We start from the raw sequence: 20,060 nt of genomic DNA on the forward strand, positions 1-20,060 counted from the left end.
AGTGCTTCGCCACCGCTGGGAGGTAATGAGGAGCCGGTTTCCATGCCGTCCGTCACGGGTAAGAAAGCACTGGCGCTGGGCTTGGTTGCAGCGCTGCTGGGCGGAAGCCCGGTGTGGGCGCAGCAACCCAGCACTTCCGCGCAGTCCGCGCAGTCCGCGCCGATCGGCGCGCCGGGCCTGGCCTGGCCCCGCAATTTCGATGTAGGCGACAACCGCCTGCAGCTCTACCAGCCGCAGATCGAGAGCTGGGAAGGCGACCTCATCGGTGGCCGCGCCGCCCTGGCCATCGGGCCGAAGGACGGCGCTCCGGTCTATGGCTATGCCCATTTCACGGCGCGCGCGACCGTGGACAAGAGCGCCGGGCTCGTCCACCTGGAAGCCATCGCCGTCGACACGGTGGACGTGGCCACCGCGCCCCAGCAGGCCGGCGCGGTCCGCAAGGCACTGGAATCGCGGCTGCCCAAGAACGGCATCACCGTGGCGCTGGTGCAGTTGCAGGCGAGCTACGCGGTCAACAAGAAGATCGCCGACCTGCGCACGCAGCCGGTGCAGAACGAGCCCCCGAAGATCGTCTTCGTCAGCACGCTGACCATCCTGGTGCCCGTCGCCGGCCAGCCCGTGCTGCGGCCGGTGGACGGCGCGCGCGAGTTCCAGCGCGTCATCAACACCCAGCCCCTGCTGCTGAAGGATGCCGCCGGCACTTTCCACCTCCAGGCAGCCGGCGCCTGGTATGAAGCCCCCAGCCTCGCCGGCCCTTGGGTGGTGACGCCGCAGGTGCCCCAGGCGCTCCAGGCCGCGGCCAAGGCCGCCGTCAAGACGCAGAAGGCCGACCCGCTGCTGTCGCAGGACGGCAAGCCGGTCACGCCCCCGCCGGCGATCCGCGTCGCGACCGAGCCGACGGAACTGATCCAGACCAACGGCCAGCCCGAGTTGCTGCCGGTGGACGGCACCCAGCTGATGAGCATGAAGAATGCGGACCATGCGGTGTTCATGGACCCCAATTCCAATGCCTATTACGTGCTGATCTCCGGCCGTTGGTTCCGCTCCACCAGCCTGGACGGGGCCTGGAGCTACGTGGCGAACGACGCCCTTCCGGCGGATTTCGCCAAGATCTCGACCAACGATCCCAAGGCGAACGTCCTGGTGTCGGTGGCCGGCACGCCGCAAGCCAAGGAGGCGGCGATCGCCGCCACCATCCCGCAGACCGCCACGGTGAAGAAAACCACCACCGCCAAGGTGAGCTATGACGGCGAGCCGAAGTTCGTCGCCATTCCCGGCACGGTGCTGAAATATGCGGTCAACACGCCCCAGCCCGTGATCCAGGTGGATCGCGGCACCTATTACATGGTCTCGCAGGGCGTGTGGTTCGTCGCCGCCAGCCCCATGGGGCCGTGGAAGGTGGCAACCTTCGTGCCGGAGGTGATCTATACGATCCCGATCACCTCGCCGATCTCCTACGTCACCTACGTCCGCATCTATTCGGTGCAGCCGGAGACGGTCGTGGTGGGCTACACCCCCGGCTACATGGGCGTCATCGTCCAGCCCGGCGGCACGGTGGTCTACGGCACCGGCTATTATTGCAACGGCTATGTGGGCACCTACTGGTACGGCTGCCCGGCCACCTATGGCTACGGCGCCGGCTTCTCCGTCGGCTCGGCGGTGGGCTTCGGCTTCGGCTTCGCCGCCGGCTGGGCCTGGGGCGCGGCGGTCACGCCCTATTGGGGTCCCTATTGGGGCGCCGGACCGTGGGGCGGCCATTGGGGCTATGTGAACGTCAACGCCGCCAACGTCTACGGGCGCTGGGGCGGCGACGCGGTGGTCGGCCACGCCTGGGGCACGACGCCGTACGGGACGGAGTGGGGCGCGCGCGGCGTCGCCGGCACCACCGCCCGCGGCACCGATTTCCAGGGCCGCTCGGCCGCTGCCTTCAACCCCTACACCGGCAACTACGCCGCCGGGCGTGAAGGCAGCTACCACAATCCCTATACGGGCGCCTCCGGGGCCGGCCGCGCCGGCGTCGAGGGCAATGCCTACACGGGCAACTATGCCGCCGGCCGTGAGGGCGTGGAACACAACCCGGCCACGGGCTCCACCGAGGCGGCCCGCGCCGGCACGGTGGGCAATGCCTATACCGGCAATGCGGCCGCCGGCCGGCAGTCGGCGGGCTACAACACCACCACCGGCACCGCCCATGCCTCGCAGACCACGGCGACCCGCGTGGACGGCCAGGTGAATGTGGACAGCAAGGGCGTCGCCACCAACCAGCACACCGGAAACTCGGTCGCCTGGAACAATGGCAACGTCTACACGGACCACAACGGCAACATCTACCAGCACGACGGCTCCGGCTGGAGCCAGCGGTCGGGGAACAGCTGGCAGCCGGTGGACCGCTCCGCGGACATGAGCGGCCTCGACAGCGAACGCCAGGCCCGGGACTGGAGCAGCCAGCGCGCCTATGGCGGCGGCGACCGCTTCGGTGGCGGGGGCTACGGTGGTTTCCACGGCGGCGGCGGTTTCCGCCGCTGAGCCCGACGCCGCATCAGCTCAAGACGAGACACACGAGCAAGACGAAACGGGCGGCCGGGAGGCCGCCCGTTTTCATGTCCGGTGGCCGTCCCGGTGGCCGCGCAGCCTAAGCCGCCTGCTCCAGGTGGTCCCGCGTGTCGGGACCGGCGAGGCGCCGCAGGATCAGCGGCATGCGCCGCTCCTCCGGAATGGCGCAGAGGCCGCGCGCCGCCAGCCATGCGCCCGTGCGCGGGTCGGCGGTGACCACCGCGAACGGCACCGCCAGCCAGCACCCCGCCAGCAGCGGCGCCGTCCAGAACAGCAGGGCCGGCGCACAGACGGCCAGGGCGGCGCCGACCAGGAGGCCGAACAGGGTCTGGCCCCACAGGCCCCGCCACGCGCTGGCCCATGACAGGGCATGGGCATCGCGCACCTGCCCGTTCCAGCCCGCCCTGACCCTGCCGAGGGTAAGCCCCACCAGGAAGCGCGTGGTGGCCAGCGCCGTGATGGCCCCGAGCAGCAGCGAGAACGTCATTTCGAGCAGCGCCGAGGCGAGGAAGCGGACCGGCCCGCCGTAGGCGGCCACGCCGCCGCGCGTCAGCGCCACGTCGAGCAGCCCCGCGAGCTTGGGGAACTGCCCCAGCAGCAGCAGGCCGCCATAGAACCATGCGGTTTCCGGCCCGAGCGCCTCGGCCGCCTCGGCGCTCAATCCGGCAGCGGCGAACGGCAGCACGGCGAGCGCGACGGGCACCGCGGGAACGCAGGCGAACATGAGCACCGCCCATAGCAACTGGAAACGGCTCACCGGCTTCAGGCCGGACAGGCCCTGGAGACGCAGATACTGCATGTTGCCCAGGCACCAGCGCAGGTCCCGGGCCACGAATTCGGCAATGGTGGGAGGATTCTCCTCATAGCTCTCCCCTTCCACCGGCATCACCCGCACCTCGTAGCCGGCGCGGCGCATCAGCACCGCCTCCACCTGGTCGTGCGAGAGGATCGGCCCGCCGAGCGGCGGGCGGCCGGGCAGCACCGGCAGGTGGCAGGCGGCATGGAACGGCTTCACGCGGACCAGCGCGTTGTGCCCCCAGAACGGGCCGCAATCGCCGGTCCACCAGCTTGCCCCCAGCGTGTAGCAGCGCATGCCGTGCCGCATGCCGAACTGGAAAATGCGGGCAAAGGCGCTGGCGCTCGGCATGCCCACCACGAGGCTTTGCAGGATGCCGATGCGCGGATGCCGGTCCAGGATGCGCGCCATGGCGAGGATGGCGGACGCCCCCATCACGCTGTCCGCGTCCAACGGCAGCATGTAGTCATAGTCCGCGCCCCATCGCTCGCAGAAGTCGCGGATGTTGCCGGCCTTGAAGCCTTCGTTGGTATCGCGACGCCGGTAGTGGATGCGCCGGCCGGCGTCCGCCTCGCACCAGCGCGCCACCTCCGCTTCCTCGGCCTGGGCGACGTCGGGCCGAGACGTGTCGCTGAGCAGGAAATAGTCGAACTGGAGCCCGTGCGCCGTGGCGTCGAGGTCCGCCTTGACCGCCTTCAGACGCGCCACCGCCCGCGCCGGGTCCTCGTTGCGCAGCGTCATCAGGATGGCGGTACGGCCGGCGACGCGGCCCTCCTCGCGCGCGCCGCGCAGGAAGGGGGCGGCAACCTCCACGCCGCCGCGCGCCACGTGGGCGAGGACAAGGCCGATGGCGGCGTTCCAGAAACCAATCGCGATCCAGGGCGTTGCCATGAGCACGCAGAGGAAGAGGAGGATGTCCGCCACCCGCCAGCCGGCCAGCCCCGCCAGATGCGCCGCCACGAGCCCGATCGCCGCCCAGGTGGCAAGGTTGAGCGCCAGGACGAGCAGCCGGCGGCCGGCCAGCGAGGGTGATCCGTGAAAAACAACGGGATCGTGTTCGGCCGTTTCAGGATCTTGACGTAACACATGTGCATGCTGCGCAGTGGCACTGGGCCGGGACACACCCCGGCGCTTCGACATCGGCCGTGACGGCATTGCGGATCCCTGGCGCGGAATTCGGGGGAACGGGCAGTGAGGCGATACTCTCAGGAAGGTGTCCGAATGGAAGCACAATCCGCACGCGAACGCTTGGCTCAAGCTCACTCTTCAGCGAGTGCCCTTTGGTACGTCGGGCCGCGCCGCGCGGATCTTCGCCGTGAGGATCTTCCTCTTCCGGGCCCTGATGAACTGCTGGTGGCAGCGCAATGGAGCGCGCTCAGCCGGGGGACGGAGCGGCTCGTCTTCTCCGGCCTTGTCGGCCCGTGCCACAGGGAGCGCATGCGCGCGCCCATGCAGGATGGCGAATTCCCCTTCCCGGTGAAATACGGCTATTGCAGCGTCGGGCAGGTGGAGGCCGGCGGGCCACGCTTCCTCGGCCGCAACGTCTTCGTGCTGCATCCCCACCAGGACCGCTTCGTGGTGAAGCGGGACGACGTGGTGCTGGTGCCCGAGGCGGTGCCCGCCCGCCGGGCGACGCTCGCGGCCAACATGGAGACCGCGCTGAATGCGCTCTGGGACAGCGGCGCTGGCGCTGGCGACCGCATCATCGTGGTCGGGGCGGGACTGATCGGGCTGCTCATCACCTTCCTCGCCGCCGGCCTGCCGGGAGCCGAGGTGGTGGCGGTGGATCCTGACCCGGCTCGCGGCGCCCTGGCGCGGGCGTTCGGCGCACGCTTCACCGACCGGGCGGATGCGGCGGGCGAGGCGGACGTGGTGTTCCACACCAGCGCCTGTTCGGAAGGGCTCGCCGCGGCATTGGCCTGCTGCGCCATGGAGGCGAGCCTGGTGGAAGTGAGTTGGTATGGCGACGCGCCCGTGACGGTGGCGCTCGGCGGCAACTTCCACGCCAAGCGGCTGCGGCTGATCTCCTCCCAGGTCGGCGCCGTGCCGGCGCCCCGCGCCCCGCGCTGGCCGCTGAAGCGGCGCCTCGCCAAGGCCCTCGATCTGCTCGCCGACCCGCGCCTCGATGCGCTCATCACCGAGGAAGTGGCGTTCGCCGATCTGCCGGATGCGCTGGAGCGTATCCTGGGGGACGGCCCGCCCGGCGTCGCCACAGTCGTGCGCTATTCCTGAGCCGCTTCCCTGTCCATCGTCCGCCGGAGTGCCCTCTTGCCCAACGCCCCCCTTGCCAGCGGCCCGCTTTATGCGGTGGAAGTCCGGGACCACATCATGATCGCCCACAGCTTCAAGGGCGGCCTCTTCGGCCCCGCCCAGGCGCTGCACGGGGCGACCTTCGTGGTGGATGTCGCCTTCATGAGCGAGAACCTCACGCCCGAGGGCGTGGTGGTGGACATCGGCCGGGCCACCGAGGCGCTCAAGGCGGTGCTGGGCCCGCTCAACTACCGCAACCTCGACGACGAACCCGCCTTCGCCGGCCGCAACACCACCACCGAAGTGGTTGCCCGGCACATCTTCGATGCCATGGCGGCGGCCGCGCGCGAGGGCCGTCTCGGCACCGGAGGCGACCGGCTGTCCCGGCTGCGCGTGACCCTGCACGAATCCCATGCGGCCCGCGCCTGGTTCGAAGGACCCATCGGCGCATGAGGGCAATCCTGGCCTTTCCCGGCACGCTCGACACGCCCACGGGCGGCTATGCCTACGACCGCGCGGTGCTCAAGGCCCTCCCCGGGCAAGGGGTCGCGATCGCGCCGCTGGCGCTGCCCCCGGCCTTTCCCTTTGCCGACCCTGCCGACCTCGATACCACGGCGCGGCACCTCCGCGCCGCGCCGCCGGACAGTGTCCTGCTGATCGACGGGCTCGCCCTCGGCGTGCTGCCGGCGGACATGCTGCGGGCGCTGGAGCAGCCGGTGGTCGCGCTGATCCACCACCCGCTGGCCCGTGAGGCCGGGCTCTCCGACGGGCAGAAGGCCCGCTTCGCGGCGAGCGAGCGGGCGGCGCTCTCCGCCTGCGCCGGGGTCATCGCCACCAGCCCCGCCACGGGGCGGGATCTGACGGCCCATTACGACGTCGCTCCCCACCGCCTCACCATCGCCGAGCCCGGCGTCGCCCCCGCGCCCCGCGCGGCGGCGGACGGCGACCCACCGCGCCTTCTCGCCGTCGGATCGGTCATCCCGCGCAAGAATTACGCGGGCCTTGTGGAGGCACTGGCGCAGGCCCGTGATCTCCGCTGGCAGCTCACCATCATCGGCGGCCTCGGTTTCGCGCCCGACACGGTGGCGGAGGTGCGGGCCCGCATCGCGCGTCATCAATTGGGCGATCGCGTCACCCTTCATGGCGCGGTCGCGCCCGAGGCGCTGGAAGCGGCCTATGCGGCCTGCGACCTGTTCGTTCATCCCTCGCTTTACGAAGGCTACGGCATGGTGCTGGCCGATGCCCTGCGCCGCGGCCTGCCGATGATCTGCACCACCGGCGGGGCAGCCGGCGAGACGGTGCCGGACGGCGCGGCCCTCAAGGTCCCGCCCGGCGACACGGCGGCCCTGGCTGCCGCGCTGCGGTCCCTGCTGGCTGCGCCGGCCGAACGCCGCCGGCTGGCGGATGCCGCGGCCCTTGCCGGTCGCGCCCTGCCCACCTGGGACGACACGGCGGCACGCATCGCCGCCGCATTGCGCGCCGTGCGCCACGCGGTGACGGCATGAGCGGCTTCTCCACCGACTGGCTCGCCCTGCGCGAGCATGCCGACCTGCGGGCACGCGATACCAGCCTCGCCCGCCTTCTCGGGGATCACCTGACCCGCCAGAGCCCCGTGCGAGTCGTGGATGTGGGCGCCGGAACGGGCGCCAACCTGCGCGCCACCGCCCCCTATCTCGGCCCGCTGCAAAGCTGGCATCTGCTCGATCACGACCCCGAGCTGCTGGCGGCGGCGGGCAGCGCGCTCGCCGCCTGGGCGGACGAGGCCGAAATCGAAGGCAGCGGCCTGTTCCTCACCCGGGGGGCGCAGCACATCCACGTCACCGTGGAACTGGTGGACCTGTCCGCCCATCCGGAGGCGGCCGCCTCCCGCGCGCCGCATCTGGTCACGGCCTCCGCCTTCTTCGACCTCGCGTCCGCCGCCTGGATCGAGCGTTTCACGGCGGCGGTGGCGCGGGCGCAGGCGGTGTTCTTCACCGTGCTCACCTGCGACGGGCGCAACGACTGGGCCCCGCCCCATGCCACCGACGCCGCCGTTGCCGCAGCCTTCCGCACCCATCAGGGACGCGACAAGGGCTTTGGCCCCGCCGCCGGCGATGTGGCCACCGACCTGCTGCTGCATGCCTTCCACCAGCATGGCTACGAGACCCGCGTGCAGGACAGCCCCTGGCTGCTCGACGCCGCCGATGCCGCCGACCGCCGCCTCATGGCGGCGCTCGCCACGGGCACCGCCGACGCGGCGGGTGAGACGGGCTTCGTCCCGCCCGCGCGGCTCGACGCCTGGCTCGAAGCCCGGCAGGAGGCCCGGCAGTGCCGCATCGGCCATGCGGACCTTCTCGCCTGGCCGAAGACATCCCCCCAGCGGCGCTAGACGGTGTGGAGGTTCAGCGGCTGAGGCCGGGCAGCATGCGCGACAGCACGCCGTCGCGCCGGATGATGCCGTGATAGAGCCCGCCGGCGATGTGGGCGAGCACCAGGAGCGTCATGAAGAATCCGAGATAGGCGTGGATGTTGCCGTACAGATCCGACATGGCCTCGTTCTTCGGCACGAGGTTCGGCAAGGTAAACAAGCCGAACACGCTGACCTGCGCGCCGAAGGCCGAGGACGAGGCCCAGCCCAGCAGCGGCATGATGAAGATCAGCGCATAGAGCAGATGGTGGACCGAATTGGCCGCGCGCCACTGCCAGTCGGGAATGCCCTCCGGGCGTGGCGGCGTGCCGAGGGCGACCCGCACCGCCACGCGCAGAACCGAAAGGGTGAGAATCAGGATGCCCACGGATCGGTGCAGGTCGAACAGGCGGTCCTGCGCCGGCCCCGAAGGCAGGTTCATCATGGCGATGCCGGCCGGGATCACGAACAGCACGGCGAGCGCCGTGAGCCAATGGATCCACCTAGCCGGTCGAGCATAAGGCACGATTTGCGTCGTCATGGGCTCCCTCCCCGCCTGCGCTTCGGCGTAGATCACACGCGAACAACACGTCGCCGTCCGAGAACACATGGACGGCTGTCGCCGGCCGCAGCGCCTGCCTCAGGCTGGCAATGGGCGCGAGATCGAGGGCGGCCCGTCCGCTGCCCAGGATGACCGGGGACACGACGATATGGAAGCGGTCCATGCAGCCGGCATCGAGAAAGGCCGAGAGCGTGCGCGGCCCGCCTTCCACCAGGATGCGGGCGAGCCCGCGGGCGCGGAGCGCGTCGAGGATCGCCTGCGGCGCCAGCGGGCCGTCGGCCCCTCCCACCACGACGACCTCTATGCCGGCGGGGTGCGCCGGCAACTTGAGCTCTGCGGCAGGGCGTCGCACCACGAGCCGCCGCACGCCATCGTCCGCGAGGCAGCGGGCGTCCGGCGGCAGCCGGCCGGAGGGATCGATCACCACCCGCGCCGGGCTGCGGCCGGGCACGCGCCGCACGGTGAGCAGGGGATCGTCCGCCAGCACGGTGCCCACGCCCACGATCACCGCATCGACCATCGCCCGCAGGCGGTGGATGTGATCCAGCCCCGCCGGGCCGTTGATGTATTTGGATTCGCCCGAGGGCAGCGCGATGCGCCCGTCCAGCGACTGTCCCAATTGCCCGACCACGAATGCGGGAGAGGCATTGAGTTCGGCCAGGATCGTCCCCAAATCCATGCTGCGGTCATCCATGAGCGAAGCCTCACCGTATGGGACGAAGGGGGGTTAAGCCGGAACATGATGACGCTTAGCAAGGTTACGGACCCGCAGTCACCCCGGATGGGTTGCACAGTGCGCGTTCGTGCAAATTAAGATGGAACATCATTTCCGGCGGCTTTAGCGGCACGCCCCACTGTCAAACCCCTGATTTTCAGCGTATCGTGAGGCTCTCATGTCTCCACCTGTGGAAATACCTGGTCTCTCCTTCGGTGCCACGCAGACGGCCGTCGAGCGCGCCATAGCGGAATTGCGCTCCGGGCGTCCCGTCGTCATCGGGTTCGAGGATCAGGCCCTGCTCGTCATCGGCGTCGAAGCGCTGGATGCTGGCATCGCTGAAGGTTTCACCGCTCTTGGGCCGGGGCTGGGCCGCCTTGTGCTGCCCGCGCCGCGCCTGACGCGGATCGGCGCGCCGCGCTCCTGCGCCGGCTCCATCGCGCTGCCCGACATGGACCTCGCCCGCATCGAGACATTGGCGCTGCGCATCGACGGACGCATCGACGCGCCGGTGGCGCTGGCGACCCCGCTCGACCGGGCCGCCCTGGAACTTCTCGGCTTCGCTTTGCTGCTCCCGGCCGCCGTCGTCACCCCCATCGCCGGCGACGCCCTTCCCCATCTTCTCCGGGTGGAGAAGGAGGACATCGCCGCCTTCCACAGCGAGCAGGTACGCTCCCTGCATGTGGTCGGCCGCGCGCCAGTGCCTCTGGAAGGGGCCGTGGATACGGAATTCGTCGTGTTCCGCGGCGGCGAAGGCCTGCGCGACCAGGTGGCCGTGGTGGTGGGCAAGCCCGACCTGACGCAGGCCGTCCCGGTGCGGCTGCATTCCGCCTGCCTCACCGGCGACCTGTTCGGCTCGCTGAAGTGCGATTGCGGCGACCAGTTGCGCGACACGGTGCAGCGCATGGCGCGCTCCAGCGGCGGCATCCTGCTCTATCTGGACCAGGAAGGCCGGGGCAACGGCATCGCCAACAAGATGCGCGCCTACCAGCTCCAGTCGCAGGGCTTCGACACCTATGAGGCCGACGCGGCGCTCGGCTTCGACCTCGACCAGCGGCGGTTCGACTTCGCGGCGGAGATGCTGCGCCAGCTCGGGGTCGCGGCGGTGGAGATCATCACCAACAATCCGCAGAAGATCGCCGCGCTGAAGGCAGCCGGGATCGACGTGGTGGCCGACCGCCGCGTGCTCGGCCGCCCGACCGCCGAGAACGTGCGCTATCTCGCCTCCAAGCGCGACCGCGCCGGCCATTATATCGACTTCGACGCCCTCACCGCCCGCGCCTCCGACTGAGCGGCACCGCGTCCCCGCCTCGCCGGCCCTGCGGCGAAGCTGAGGCGCGGCAAGGGTTTTTCCTCCCGATTCCGGATCCAAAAAAGCTGGAGCACAGCCGTCCCGGCGGTTGGCAACGGCATCGTCTCCTGATCTAAAACGATTTGGAGGATACGCGCATGACCAGAAAAATCGCGATCGTGACGGGGGCGGGCTCGGGCGTCGGCAAGGCCGTGGCCCTGGGTCTCGCGGAAGCCGGCTATACGGTGGCCCTGGCCGGCCGGCGAGCGGATGCGCTCGAATCCGTCGCCAAGGAGATCGGCGCCGAAACGCTGGCGGTGCCGACGGATGTGACCGATCCCGACCAGGTGGCGCGGCTGTTCGGCACGGTGCGGGACCGCTTCGGCCGGGTGGACGTGCTGTTCAACAACGCCGGCACCGGCGCGCCCGGCGTGCCGCTGGAAGACCTGACGGTGCAGGAGTGGCGGAAGGTGGTGGACACCAACCTCACCGGCCCGTTCCTGTGCACGCAGGAAGCCTTCCGCATCATGAAGGACCAGGAGCCGCGCGGCGGCCGCATCATTAACAACGGCTCCATTTCCGCCACCGCGCCCCGCCCGTTCTCGGCGCCCTACACGGCCACCAAGCACGCCATCACCGGGCTGACCAAGTCCACCTCGCTGGACGGCCGCGCCTATGACATCGCCTGCGGCCAGATCGACATCGGCAATGCCGAGACGGAAATGACCCAGAGGATCAAGGCCGGCATCATCCAGGCCGACGGCTCCCTGAAGCCGGAGCCGGTGATGAACGCCAAGCACGTGGCCGACGCGGTGGTCTACATGGCCAACCTGCCGCTGGACGCCAACGTGCAGTTCATCACCGTGATGGCCACCAAGATGCCGTTCGTCGGCCGCGGGTGAGGCGCCGGGCGCCCTCGCTTTTCCAGCGGGGGCCGCCGGCCCCGGTCACACCACCTTCAGTTCCAGCACCGGGTCGTTCTCGGCCATGCGCGCGAAGCGCAGCGGCGCCAGATCGAGGGTGGTGAAGCGGCCGTGGACGATGAGCTCGGCGATCCCGCGGCCCACCGCCGGGGATTGTTGCAAGCCGTGGCCGCTGAAGCCGTTGGCGAAGTAAAAGTTCGACAGATCCGGCGCCGGCCCGACGATGGCGTTGTGGTCGAACGCGTTCATGTCGTAGTGCCCGGCCCAGGCCCGGCCGGGCCGGATACGCTCGAAAGCCGGCACGCGCCCGGCCAGCACCGGCCAGATGCGCTCCTCGAAGAAGCCCACGTCCACGTCGAAATCCGTGCTGTCGGGGTCCTCCTCGTCCGGCGGGGCGAGCCCGCACAGGAAGCCTTCCCCCTCCGGCCGCCAGTAGACGCCGGTGGGATCAATCACCAGGGGGCAGCGCTCCACGGGGTCGGGGCAGCGGAAGGTGAAGATCATCCGCTTCTTGTTGTGCACCGGGATCTCGATGCCCGCCGCCTTGGCGAGCGCCGGGCCGCCGGCCCCGGCCGCATTCACGACGGCGCCGCAGGAGATGCGCGTGCCATCCGCCAGCACCACGCCGGTGATGCGCCCGCCGTCGCGGACCACGTCCACCGCCTGGGCCGCCTGATAGGTGACGCCGAGGGACCTCGCCTTGCGGCGGAACGCCTGCATCAGGCCATAGCCATCGAACCAGCCCTCGCCCGAGCGGCCGTAGCAGCCGGCGGCGAGGTCCGCCGTGGAAAGCCAGGGAAACGTGCCCTGGAGCTGGGTCGGGGTCAGCAGGGCGATATTGGCGCCGAGGCGCGCCTGGACGGCGTGGCCCGCCTCCAGCGCCGGACGTCCGCTGTCGGTCGCCAGGAAAAGATAGCCGCCCTCGTGCAGGCCGATGTCCGGGCGTTCGCCGTCCACGGCGAGATGGCTGCCGATGTCACGCAGGAAGGAGATGCCGTAGAGCGAAATCTCCACATTGATGGCCGTGGAATATTGCTGGCGGATGGATGCCGCCGACAGCGCCGAGGCGCAGCGCTGGTAGGTCGGGTCCTTCTCCAGCACCAGCACCGAGCCGGTGAAACCGGGGTCGGCCGCCAGATGATAGGCGACCGAGCTGCCCACCGCCGCGCCGCCGACGATCACCACGTCATAATGCGCCTCGGCCATCGGCTCAGGCTCCCTGGCGGGCGAGCGCCGCCGTGCGGATCGCCGTCAGCGTGGTCATGGGCGTGATGGCTTCCGGATCGAGCTTGCAGTGCAGGATGGCCGGCAGGCCGCTGGCCACGGCGCGGGCGAAGGCGGGGGCGAAATCCTCGGTGCGTTCCACCGTCTCGCCATGGCCGCCGAAGGCGCGGGCGTAAGCTGCGAAATCCGGATTCTTCAGCCGCGTCGCCGAGATGCGGCCGGGATATTCGCGCTCCTGGTGCATGCGGATGGTTCCGTACATGCCATTGTCCACCACCACCACGATGATCGGGATGTCGTATTGCACGGCGGTCGCGAATTCCTGGCCGTTCATCAGGAAGCAGCCGTCGCCGGCGAAGGCGACCACCGGCACGTCCGGCTTCTGGCGCTTGGCCATCACCGCCGCCGGCACGCCATAGCCCATGGAGCCGGAGGTGGGCGCGAGCTGGGTGCCGCGCTGCCGCAGGCGGTAGTAGCGGTGCAGCCAGGTGGCGTAATTGCCCGCGCCGTTGCAGACGATGGCCTCGGGCGGCAGCGTGTCGCGCAGGTGGCGCATGGCCTCGCCATACTGGAACGGGCCGGGCAGCGCCGACGGCTGCTCGGTCCAGGCCAGATAGTCCGCATGGGCGGTCTTGGTATCCTCGGCCCAGCGCGGCGTCTGGCCGGGCGAAAGGGCGGACAGCGCCGCCACGAAGCTGCCGGGCGTCGCCTCGATGGCGAGGGCGGGCTGGTAGACCCGGCCGAGTTCCTCGGCGCCCGGATGCACCTGCACCAGGGTCTGGCGCGGCGCCGGAATGTCGATGAGCGTGTAGGAGGAGGACGGCATCTCCGACATGCGCGCGCCCACCAGGATCAGGACGTCCGCCTCCTTCACCCGCGCGGCGAGCTTCGGGTTCAGGCCGATGCCCACGTCGCCCGCATAGTTGGGATGGTCGGCCGGAAAGAGATGCGCGCGGCGGAAGGAGGTGGCGATGGGCAGATGGTAGCGCTCGGAGAAGGCCACCATCCCGGCATAGGCCGCGTCGGTCCAGCGGCTGCCGCCGAGGATGACCAGCGGGCGCTCGGCGCCTTCCAGCAGGCCGGCGAGGCGCGCCACGTCGGCCGGATGCGGGAACGGCTCGGCCGGAGCGACATAGGGCGCGTCCGGCACCGTGGCGGTCTCCACCAGCACGTCCTCAGGCAGCGCGATCACTACCGGGCCGGGGCGGCCCTGCATGGCGACGCGGAAGGCGCGGCTGACCAGTTCGGGGATGCGCGCGGCATCGTCGATCTCCACCACCCATTTGGCGATGGAGCCGAACGCCGCCCGGTAATCCAGTTCCTGGAACGCCTCGCGCTCGCGCATGCCGCGCTCCACCTGCCCGACGAACAGGATGAGGGGCGTCGAATCCTGCGCAGCGATGTGCAGGCCGTGCGAGGCGTTGGTGGCGCCGGGGCCGCGCGTGACGAAGCAGATGCCCGGCCGCCCGGTGAGCTTGCCATAGGCGTCCGCCATCATCGCCGCGCCGCCTTCGTTGCGGCAGACGAGGACGTCGATGTCCGCGTCATGCAGGGCGTCGAGCACGGCAAGGTAGCTCTCGCCGGGCACGCAGGTGATGCGCTCGGTGCCCTGGGCACGCAGTTGGTCCACGATCAATTGGCCGCCGGTACGGGATGTCAGCTCAGTCATCGGATGGGATCCTGCCTCGTCGGCCAAAGGTCTCTGATCGGGGGTACGCGCGGGACGGCTCAGCCGACGTCGAAGGTGACGCCCTGGGCCAGCGGCAGGCTGCTGCCGTAATTGATCGTGTTGGTGGCCCGGCGCATGTAGGCCTTCCAGGAATCCGAGCCCGCCTCGCGGCCGCCGCCCGTCTCCTTCTCGCCGCCGAAGGCGCCGCCGATCTCGGCACCGGACGGGCCGATGTTCACATTGGCGATGCCGCAGTCCGAGCCTGCGGCGGACATGAACCGCTCCGCCTCGCGCAGATCGTTGGTGAAGATGGAGGAGGACAGGCCCTGCGGCACGCCGTTGTGCACGGCGATGGCGGCGTCGAAATCGGAATAGCGCATCACATAGAGGATGGGGGCGAAGGTCTCGTGCCGCACGATCTCGCTCTGGCCGGGCATCTCGACGATGGCCGGGCGCACATAATAGGCCTCGCCCAGCCCCTCGGCCGCGACGCGATCACCGCCGGTGACGGTGCCGCCCTGGGCGCGGGCCGCGTCGAGCGCCTTCTGCATGCCCTCGAACGCCGCCTTGTCGATCAGCGGGCCGATGAGCGTGCCCTCGGTGCCGGGATCGCCCACCTTCACGGAGGCGTAGGCCGGCTTCAGGCGCGAGACCAGCGCGTCGTAGATGCTCTCATGGACGATCAGGCGGCGCAGGCTGGTGCAGCGCTGGCCGGCGGTGCCCATGGCCGCGAAGGCGATGCCGCGCACCGCCAGGTCGAGGTCCGCGGTCGGGCAGACGATGGCGGCGTTGTTGCCACCCAGTTCCAGGATGGCGCGGGCGAAGCGGGCCGCGAGGCGCGGGCCGACGGCCCGGCCCATGGCGGTGGAGCCGGTGGCGGAGACGACCGGCACGCGCGTGTCGTCCACCAGAGCCTCGCCCACCGCCTTGCCGCCGATCAGCAGCGTGGAGAGGCCGGCCGGCACGCCGCCGAAGCGGGCGGCGGCGCGCTCGAAGATTGCCTGGGTGGCCAGCGCCGTGAGCGGGGTCTTCTCCGACGGCTTCCACACCACCGAATCGCCGCACACCAGAGCGAGCGCGGAATTCCACGACCACACCGCCACCGGGAAGTTGAAGGCGGAGATGACGCCGACCACGCCGACGGGGTGCCACGTCTCCATCATGCGATGGTCCGGGCGCTCGGTGGCGATGGTCAGGCCCTGGAGCTGGCGCGACAGGCCGACCGCATAGTCGCAGATGTCGATCATCTCCTGGACCTCGCCAAGGCCCTCCGAGGTGATCTTGCCCGCCTCGAGCGTGACGAGGCGCCCGAGGTCGGCCTTCGCTGCCCGCAATTCCTCGCCCATCAGGCGCACCAGTTCGCCGCGCCGCGGGCCGGGCACAGCCCGCCAGGCCAGGAAGGCGTCATGCGCCGTGTCGATGGCAGCGGTGGCGCCGGCGGCATCGGTCTGGGCGATGGAGGCGATGATCTCGCCGGTCAGCGGGGAGCGGACCGGGAGATCGCCGGTGAGCGCCGCCGCCGGAACGCCGAGGCGGTCGAGGATGGCGCGGGCCTCCGCAGCGATGGTGCCAGGGCGCGGAAACGAGGACATGGGGGGCTCCCGGTTCAAAAACAAAGGCGGCGGCCGGGGCGGACGGACCGCGGCGTCGGTGTCCGGCAGGACCGTGATCGGAAGCCATATCATGGCTTCGCGTCATGATCGCGCGTGGGCTGGCGGAGAATTTCCTTCACACGCGCCATTGCCAAGCGATAGATTGTCAGGACCTCATGAGCATTCGGAATGAGCGCGATGCGGCATCGTTTTCTGCCCCCGATCCCCACCTTGACCGCCTTCGAGGCGGCGGCGCGGCACCAGTCGTTTTCCCGGGCGGCGGCGGAGCTGCATCTGACCCAGGGGGCGGTGAGCCGGCAGATCCGGCACCTGGAGGAGCAGGTGGGGATCGAGCTGTTCGAGCGGGTGCGCCAGCGGGTGGTGCTGACCGACGGCGGGCGGCTTTATCTGGCCGACGTTCGGCAGATCCTCCAGGCGCTGTCGGACGCCACCCAGCGGGCGATGACCTATGGCGGCGGCGCCGGCAGCCTCCAACTCGCCGTGCTGCCCACCTTCGCCATCCGCTGGCTGATGCCGCGCCTGCCGGACTTCCTCGCCCGCTTCCCCGACACCACGATCAATTTCGTCACCCGCATCGCGCCGTTCGATTTCGCCGCCGAGCCGCTGGACCTCGCCATCCATTACGGCGACCCGGTGTGGCCCGGCGCCATCTGCGAGCATTTGATGGATGAGGAGGTGGTGCCGGTGTGCAGCCCGGCGCTGCGCGCCCGCCACCATTTGACCACGCCCGCCGCCCTCGCCGGCGTGCCGCTGCTGCAACAAAGTACCCGCCCGCACCTGTGGAGCGAATGGCTGGCCCTGGCCAAGGCCAGCCACGCCGGCCCGTTCCGCGGCCCGCGCTTCGAGCAGTTCTCGATGATCGCCGAGGCCGCCGCGGCCGGCCTCGGGGTCGGCCTGGTGCCGCGCTTCCTGGCCGGCGACGAGATCGCCGACGGCCGGCTGGTGGAGCTGTTCGACTGCCCGATGGCCAGCGAGAAGGCCTATTACGTGGTCTATCCCGAGGCCAAGGCCGGCACCGGCGCCGTCACCGCCTTCGTGCGCTGGATTGTTGCCGCCGCCCGCGATCAGAGGGTAGACCCTGCCGTCGTCCGCCACTGAGCGGCGCCCGCCCTCAAGACGCCCCCCTAAGAGGACTGCCCATGCGTTTCCATGCCGCCGACGACGTGCATCGCGCCCTGGCGTTTCCGCGCCTGATCGAGGCCCTGGCCGGGGCGTTCGCCGCCGGCACGGTCGAGGCGCCGGTGCGCGCCGCCTATGAGGTGGGCCAGCCCGGTGCCCCGGCGCACCTGCTCACCATGCCGGCCTGGCAGCGCGGGCAGGCGATCGGCGTCAAGATGGTCAACGTCTTCCCCACCAACGCCCAGCGCGGGCTCGGCGCGGTCTCCTCGCTCTATGTGCTGTTCGACGGCCAGACCGGCGCGCCTGCCGCGATCATCGACGGCGAGGCGCTGACCAACCGGCGCACGGCGGCCGCCTCGGCGCTGGCCGCGCGCTTCCTCTCCCGGCCGGACAGCGCCACCCTGGTGCTGGTGGGCACCGGCCATCTGGCGCCCTATCTCGCCGCCGCCCATGCCAGCGTGCGGCCGATCACCCGCATTCTGGTATGGGGCCGCAGCGGCGCCAAGGCGGAAGCCGCCGCCGCCGGCCTGCGCGCGCAAGGCCTTGCGGCGGAAGCGGTATTCGACCTTTCCGCCGCCGTCCGCGAGGCCGACATCGTCAGCGCCGCCACCACCTCCACCGTGCCCCTGGTGCTGGGCGCCGACGTGCGGCCGGGCACCCATGTGGACCTGGTCGGCGCCTTCACCCCGGCCATGCGCGAGAGCGACGACGCCTTGGTGGCCAAGGCGCAGGTCTATGTGGACACGGCGGCGGGAACGCTGGCGGAGGCCGGCGACCTGCTCCAGCCCATTGCCGCCGGCGCCTGGTCGCCCGAGCGCCTGCGCGGCGACCTGCACGATCTGTGCGCCGGCCGCGTGTCCGGCCGGCAGGACGCCGCCGCGGTCACGCTGTTCAAGTCGGTGGGCGCGGCGCTGGAGGACCTGGTGGCGGCGCGCCTCGTCGCCGGAAACGCCTGAGCTACCCCGAGATACCATTCCGGCGCCAAGCCCGAACCGTTTGGCGCCGCTTCGCATTTGCCGGTCGGAACCGGAGCCATCCCGCTTCGTTGTGCCAGGGAAGTCAACAACGGCTGACCCAGCACCGAGGAGCTAAGGAGATGGCAGAAACCCGCGCAAAGGGAGCATCCAACCGGGGGTTCGCGGCGATGGATGCGGAGAAGCAACGGGCCATCGCGCGCAAGGGCGGCGAGAGCGTCCCGGCGGAAAAGCGCAGCTTTTCGCAGAACCGGGAACTGGCCTCCGCCGCCGGGCGCAAGGGCGGCCAGAGCGTCGCCGACGAGGATCGCAGCTTCTCCCGCGACCGCTCGCTGGCCTCCCAGGCCGGCCAGAAAGGCGGCCAGGCCTCGCATTCCGGCAGCAATACCGACCGCTCCTAGGGGGAAGCGGCGCAAGCCGCTTTTCCTTTCCCCGGCCGGCAAGCCGCCATTTACCAAGCGGCCTGCCAAACGTGACTGTGTGAGAGGGCACGGGAACCTTATCCGCCGAGCTGACGTTGAACTCTTCACGGAAGGGATGACGTGGCTGTCCCAGCTGCGATCCAGGTGGCGTCAGCATTGGCGTGGCCGGGGGTATGACCCCCTCGTTCGCGATGGGGGGCGGGCATGTATCATCCAGAGGAAGCGGATATCGGACGCCCCATGGACTTGCCTCGAAAGACAGACGTGCCCGGCGGAAACGACTTGCGGACCCAGGTGCTCGAGTTCCTGCCGGCCCTGCGCGCCTTCGGGCGCTCGCTGACCCGGAACCGCACGGAAGCCGACGACCTGGTCCAGGAGACCCTGCTCAAGGCCCTGTCAAACATCGATAAATTCGATCCGGGCACGAACCTGCGGGCGTGGCTGTTCACCATCCTGCGCAACACCTATTACACCGAGATCCGCAAGCGCCGGCGCGAGAACGACGGCATGGCCACGCTGGCCCAGCAGGATTCCAACATGGGTCCGGCGCAGGAATGGGCGGTCACCCTCACCAGCCTGAAGGAAGCCTTGGAGCTGCTGCCCACCGACCAGCGCGAGGCGCTGGTGCTGGTGGGCGCCGCCGGCCTGTCCTACGAGGAGGCGGCCGAGGTCTGCGGCTGCGCGCTCGGCACCATCAAGAGCCGGGTCAACCGCGCCCGCGCCAAGCTGCTCACCCTGATGGGCGCCGACGGCACCTCCGACGTGGTGGAAACCGACGCCTTGGCGCTCTCCGCCGCGCGCAGCTGAGCCGCCGGCGCGATGCGACACCGCATCCGCGCATCGACCTGAAATTCCCCATTTGTGACACCGCGACCGCCCCGCGCCCGCGACCCTTTGCCCCGCAAGGCGTTGCGCCGGCCCGGACGGGCCGCGCCGGCATGTGTGGCACATGCGAGGGCCGCGCACCGACGCGAAGCAGCGCGCACCGCCGCGCAGCGGGCAGAATCGCCCCGCTCAATAGCTCGCTCATGACCTGATGGAATGCCCCCCCGCCCATAACTTTTCGGACGCCCTCGCCGCCGGCGGGGCTCCGAGGCGGGCCGGACGAGGACGCCCCGGCGCGGCTCTGCCCCCTCGGCCACGACCGGCGGAGGGGGGGAGCGGAACGCCGGCGGACCCGTCTGGGTGCCGACGACCGCGTGCCCCCCCGCCTGAGCGCGACCTTGGGCGAAAGCGTCCGGACGCGATCCCGGCGGGCGCCTCGCGGACGCGGGGCCGAACGGCCCTGGCGGGATCCGCCGGTGGTCGAAGCTTGGTGGTGATCGGAGCGTGTGGCGATCCGGCCGTGGCGGCGAGCCAGCCGTGAAGCTGATCGGGGCCTGGCGGTGATCGGGGCTTGGGGCTTGGCGCCCCTCGGGCGTCCGGGCGCGGAGCTCGGATCGGCTCTCGGTCCGAATCCTCGGGGCCCAGTCTTTGGGGGCCCAATCTGTGGGGGCAGATCTTTGGAGCCTGCTCTCGGCGCCCGGCTCTCGGCGCGTCCCGGCGCGGCCTCAGGCCAGCCGG

The 20,060-nt window shown here is 70.6% G+C and carries 17 protein-coding genes; 11 read left to right on the plus strand and 6 right to left on the minus strand.

The annotated features are described in order from the left end of the window. Window positions 1–42: 42 nt before the first annotated feature. Entirely contained in the window at window positions 43–2,526 is a 2,484-nt protein-coding gene (locus YU1_RS0110020; protein WP_051356710.1) for a carbohydrate-binding family V/XII, read from the plus strand. A gap of 106 nt (window positions 2,527–2,632) precedes the next feature. Here YU1_RS0110020 and mdoH read toward each other — a convergent pair whose 3' ends face one another. Beyond that, window positions 2,633–4,435 carry a glucans biosynthesis glucosyltransferase MdoH gene (gene mdoH / locus YU1_RS28885; protein WP_245263282.1) on the minus strand — a complete coding sequence of 601 codons (1,803 nt, stop codon included), beginning with the start codon at window positions 4,433–4,435 and terminating at the stop codon, window positions 2,633–2,635. Between the two features lie 135 nt (window positions 4,436–4,570). Between mdoH and YU1_RS0110030 the strand changes: the two genes are divergently transcribed. Genes YU1_RS0110030 through YU1_RS0110045 form a run of 4 tightly spaced genes read left to right on the plus strand, consistent with a single transcriptional unit; the run spans window position 4,571 to window position 7,967 of the window. Further along, window positions 4,571–5,581, plus strand: a complete 1,011-nt coding sequence (locus tag YU1_RS0110030; protein ID WP_245263283.1) for a zinc-dependent alcohol dehydrogenase — start codon at window positions 4,571–4,573, stop codon at window positions 5,579–5,581. A 36-nt stretch (window positions 5,582–5,617) separates the two neighbouring features. Further along, complete coding sequence (locus YU1_RS0110035; RefSeq protein ID WP_280790710.1) at window positions 5,618–6,052, plus strand: 6-pyruvoyl trahydropterin synthase family protein; 435 nt, start codon at window positions 5,618–5,620, stop codon at window positions 6,050–6,052. Continuing rightward, window positions 6,049–7,104, plus strand: coding sequence for a glycosyltransferase family 4 protein (locus tag YU1_RS0110040; RefSeq protein ID WP_029003950.1), 1,056 nt, complete (start codon window positions 6,049–6,051; stop codon window positions 7,102–7,104). Before YU1_RS0110035 ends, YU1_RS0110040 begins: the two co-directional genes overlap by 4 nt. Further along, window positions 7,101–7,967 carry a hypothetical protein gene (locus tag YU1_RS0110045; RefSeq protein ID WP_029003951.1) on the plus strand — a complete coding sequence of 289 codons (867 nt, stop codon included), beginning with the start codon at window positions 7,101–7,103 and terminating at the stop codon, window positions 7,965–7,967. Before YU1_RS0110040 ends, YU1_RS0110045 begins: the two co-directional genes overlap by 4 nt. Window positions 7,968–7,980: 13 nt before the next feature. Here the strand turns inward: YU1_RS0110045 and YU1_RS0110050 are convergent, their stop codons facing one another. Next, entirely contained in the window at window positions 7,981–8,526 is a 546-nt protein-coding gene (locus YU1_RS0110050) for a cytochrome b (RefSeq protein WP_029003952.1), read from the minus strand. Then, entirely contained in the window at window positions 8,489–9,226 is a 738-nt protein-coding gene (locus YU1_RS28890) for a RibD family protein (protein WP_245263284.1), read from the minus strand. Before YU1_RS28890 ends, YU1_RS0110050 begins: the two co-directional genes overlap by 38 nt. Window positions 9,227–9,440: 214 nt before the next feature. Here YU1_RS28890 and ribA point away from each other — a divergent pair, with 214 nt between their 5' ends. Next, the gene (gene ribA, locus YU1_RS0110060) at window positions 9,441–10,553 is read left to right on the plus strand and encodes a GTP cyclohydrolase II RibA (protein ID WP_051356712.1); all 1,113 of its coding nucleotides are present in this window, start codon (window positions 9,441–9,443) and stop codon (window positions 10,551–10,553) included. A 158-nt stretch (window positions 10,554–10,711) separates the two neighbouring features. Then, a complete protein-coding gene (locus YU1_RS0110065; protein ID WP_029003954.1) occupies window positions 10,712–11,455 on the plus strand; it encodes an SDR family oxidoreductase in 744 nt (247 codons plus the stop codon). A 45-nt stretch (window positions 11,456–11,500) separates the two neighbouring features. Here YU1_RS0110065 and YU1_RS0110070 read toward each other — a convergent pair whose 3' ends face one another. Genes YU1_RS0110070 through amaB form a run of 3 tightly spaced genes read right to left on the minus strand, consistent with a single transcriptional unit; the run spans window position 11,501 to window position 15,961 of the window. Continuing rightward, the gene (locus YU1_RS0110070; protein ID WP_029003955.1) at window positions 11,501–12,682 is read right to left on the minus strand and encodes an NAD(P)/FAD-dependent oxidoreductase; all 1,182 of its coding nucleotides are present in this window, start codon (window positions 12,680–12,682) and stop codon (window positions 11,501–11,503) included. A 4-nt stretch (window positions 12,683–12,686) separates the two neighbouring features. Next, window positions 12,687–14,369 carry a thiamine pyrophosphate-binding protein gene (locus YU1_RS0110075; protein ID WP_029003956.1) on the minus strand — a complete coding sequence of 561 codons (1,683 nt, stop codon included), beginning with the start codon at window positions 14,367–14,369 and terminating at the stop codon, window positions 12,687–12,689. Window positions 14,370–14,428: 59 nt separating this feature from the next. Then, window positions 14,429–15,961, minus strand: coding sequence for an L-piperidine-6-carboxylate dehydrogenase (amaB, locus tag YU1_RS0110080; protein WP_029003957.1), 1,533 nt, complete (start codon window positions 15,959–15,961; stop codon window positions 14,429–14,431). A gap of 198 nt (window positions 15,962–16,159) precedes the next feature. Between amaB and YU1_RS28895 the strand changes: the two genes are divergently transcribed. From YU1_RS28895 to YU1_RS28900, 4 genes are all read left to right on the plus strand, one after another. Next, entirely contained in the window at window positions 16,160–17,080 is a 921-nt protein-coding gene (locus YU1_RS28895) for a LysR family transcriptional regulator (protein ID WP_051356740.1), read from the plus strand. 41 nt (window positions 17,081–17,121) lie between these two features. Further along, on the plus strand, window positions 17,122–18,057 hold the full coding sequence (lhpI, locus tag YU1_RS0110090; protein ID WP_029003958.1) for a bifunctional Delta(1)-pyrroline-2-carboxylate/Delta(1)-piperideine-2-carboxylate reductase: 936 nt from the start codon (window positions 17,122–17,124) through the stop codon (window positions 18,055–18,057). A gap of 140 nt (window positions 18,058–18,197) precedes the next feature. Further along, window positions 18,198–18,476, plus strand: a complete 279-nt coding sequence (locus tag YU1_RS0110095; RefSeq protein WP_035714831.1) for a con-10 family general stress protein — start codon at window positions 18,198–18,200, stop codon at window positions 18,474–18,476. Between the two features lie 285 nt (window positions 18,477–18,761). After that, window positions 18,762–19,304: a sigma-70 family RNA polymerase sigma factor gene (locus YU1_RS28900; RefSeq protein ID WP_035714833.1), complete on the plus strand. Its 543-nt coding sequence runs from the start codon at window positions 18,762–18,764 to the stop codon at window positions 19,302–19,304. Window positions 19,305–20,060: the final 756 nt, after the last annotated feature.

The organism is Azorhizobium doebereinerae UFLA1-100 (genome assembly GCF_000473085.1).
GTDB lineage: Bacteria > Pseudomonadota > Alphaproteobacteria > Rhizobiales > Xanthobacteraceae > Azorhizobium > Azorhizobium doebereinerae.

Coding starts and splice junctions, on each gene's coding strand:
- YU1_RS0110040 (WP_029003950.1), top strand. CDS start 6,049: ATGAGGGCAATCCTGGCCTTTCCCGGCACGCTCGACACGCCCACGGGC.
- YU1_RS28890 (WP_245263284.1), bottom strand. CDS start 9,226: ATGGATTTGGGGACGATCCTGGCCGAACTCAATGCCTCTCCCGCATTC.
- YU1_RS0110070 (WP_029003955.1), bottom strand. CDS start 12,682: ATGGCCGAGGCGCATTATGACGTGGTGATCGTCGGCGGCGCGGCGGTG.
- YU1_RS28895 (WP_051356740.1), top strand. CDS start 16,160: ATGCGGCATCGTTTTCTGCCCCCGATCCCCACCTTGACCGCCTTCGAG.
- YU1_RS0110075 (WP_029003956.1), bottom strand. CDS start 14,369: ATGACTGAGCTGACATCCCGTACCGGCGGCCAATTGATCGTGGACCAA.
- lhpI (WP_029003958.1), top strand. CDS start 17,122: ATGCGTTTCCATGCCGCCGACGACGTGCATCGCGCCCTGGCGTTTCCG.
- YU1_RS0110050 (WP_029003952.1), bottom strand. CDS start 8,526: ATGACGACGCAAATCGTGCCTTATGCTCGACCGGCTAGGTGGATCCAT.
- YU1_RS0110095 (WP_035714831.1), top strand. CDS start 18,198: ATGGCAGAAACCCGCGCAAAGGGAGCATCCAACCGGGGGTTCGCGGCG.
- YU1_RS0110020 (WP_051356710.1), top strand. CDS start 43: ATGCCGTCCGTCACGGGTAAGAAAGCACTGGCGCTGGGCTTGGTTGCA.
- ribA (WP_051356712.1), top strand. CDS start 9,441: ATGTCTCCACCTGTGGAAATACCTGGTCTCTCCTTCGGTGCCACGCAG.
- YU1_RS0110065 (WP_029003954.1), top strand. CDS start 10,712: ATGACCAGAAAAATCGCGATCGTGACGGGGGCGGGCTCGGGCGTCGGC.
- YU1_RS0110030 (WP_245263283.1), top strand. CDS start 4,571: ATGGAAGCACAATCCGCACGCGAACGCTTGGCTCAAGCTCACTCTTCA.
- YU1_RS0110045 (WP_029003951.1), top strand. CDS start 7,101: ATGAGCGGCTTCTCCACCGACTGGCTCGCCCTGCGCGAGCATGCCGAC.
- amaB (WP_029003957.1), bottom strand. CDS start 15,961: ATGTCCTCGTTTCCGCGCCCTGGCACCATCGCTGCGGAGGCCCGCGCC.